This is a genomic window from Planococcus sp. CAU13 (genome assembly GCF_000775575.1).
In the GTDB taxonomy this organism is placed as follows: Bacteria; Bacillota; Bacilli; order Bacillales_A; family Planococcaceae; genus Planococcus.
The window spans coordinates 1-1,362 of sequence record NZ_JRGN01000001.1 but is presented as its reverse complement, the minus strand read 5'-3'; the positions used below and the strand labels follow the sequence as shown (position 1 = coordinate 1,362).

The 1,362-nt window shown below is 47.4% G+C and carries 2 protein-coding genes; both read right to left on the bottom strand.

Annotated elements, in window-relative coordinates; all coding sequences use genetic code 11:
* Positions 1-130: 130 nt before the first annotated feature.
* On the bottom strand, positions 131-382 hold the full coding sequence (locus KW93_RS00010) for a hypothetical protein (protein WP_033540893.1): 252 nt from the start codon (positions 380-382) through the stop codon (positions 131-133).
* On the bottom strand, positions 379-1,260 hold the full coding sequence (locus tag KW93_RS00005) for a CobW family GTP-binding protein (protein WP_033540892.1): 882 nt from the start codon (positions 1,258-1,260) through the stop codon (positions 379-381). The genes KW93_RS00010 and KW93_RS00005 overlap by 4 nt, the downstream gene beginning before the upstream one ends.
* Positions 1,261-1,362 lie beyond the last annotated feature (102 nt).

Genomic DNA, 1,362 nt, shown 5'->3' with positions numbered 1-1,362 from the left:
AACAGGTTTTATGACCGCTATAAATTTTTATTTCATTTGTATCCATTGATCCAATAAAAATCCAAACTCCACTCCAAAGAAATCCATAAGAAAAACCGCTCCCAAACATACGGGCGGCTCGAGTTGCCGTTCAGTCCAGCTGAGCGGCAATTTTTCTATAGAAACTGATTAAATCCTCTTTTTCCTGCTCATCCAACTCCGATTCATTGATCCTTTGAACCGCAAGCTCCAGCTTTTGCTGTTTCGTCTTGCGGACACGAGGATGGGTCAATTCATCTTTCAATTCAATCGTGATGAATTTCAGCATATCCTCTTCTGATTCCACCGACGAAGTTGCAGACCGCTCCGGCCAGATCTTCCTGAACGCTTCAATCGTCTTCATGGCAGCACAACTCCGTCGATGCCTTCTCCGATCACGACAATCTGAGGCTGCATTTTCATGTATTCCGGAAGCCACTGCGCCATGCCGTATGCATACTGGAAAGCGTGAGGATATTTGTCACCGTCAAGCGGCACATATCCCTTGATGCGGTACACCGTTTCCGGCAGCGCCCTCAGCCAGTCTTCAAAACGTTCGCGGTTGACCGGCTGTTCGAAACGCAGCACTTTTGTGTTCAAGTTCAATTTGCCGATCTCCGCTTTCTCTACGGCACCTTTCGGACTGGAGGATAAATCCTGCAGCAGTTTATAAGGAATTTTCGCATTGGAGGTTTGCACGATCAGCGCATCCGAATTCAAAGCCTGAAGTCCGAAAACCGCATCTCCCTGCTCTTTTTCCGTCAGCAGATCCATCTTATTCGCCAGTATCAAATCTGCATGGCGAATCTGTTCAAGGAATAAAGAACGGATCTGCGGAGACATGCGGTCCCGATCCAGCCAGCGTTTGCTGTCGGCGACAGTGACGATCCCCTTGAAATTCAGCTGCTCTGCGAATAAAGGCGAGAAAATCGCATCCAGTGCTTCGACTGGATGGGCAGCCCCCGTCGTCTCAATCAGCAGCACATCAAAATTTTCTTCTGCCAGCAATGTCTGGATTTGTGCTTCCGATTTTTCTGAACCGGTGCAGCAGATGCAGCCGTCAAGCAATTCTTTAAGCGGCACTCCGTCTTCCACTTCGTCTGAATCAACGGCCAGTTCCCCGAGTTCATTCATGAATACTGCCGGTTTCAGCCCCGCATCTTTCAGCTGAATCAGCATATTTTTCAGAAGCGTCGTCTTGCCGCTCCCCAGGAATCCGCTGAATAAATACACATCAATCATAATACTCCTCCTTCATCTCTCTAAATTCTATCATATAACACCAAAAGAATAGGCTGTTTAGAAACACATGTATTTTCAATCATTCCGCTTCAGACAGACGCT

What these genes read in the sequence shown, in the direction of transcription:
- KW93_RS00010 (WP_033540893.1), bottom strand. Translation starts at nt 382, where the DNA reads ATGAAGACGATTGAAGCGTTCAGGAAGATCTGGCCGGAGCGGTCTGCA.
- KW93_RS00005 (WP_033540892.1), bottom strand. Translation starts at nt 1,260, where the DNA reads ATGATTGATGTGTATTTATTCAGCGGATTCCTGGGGAGCGGCAAGACG.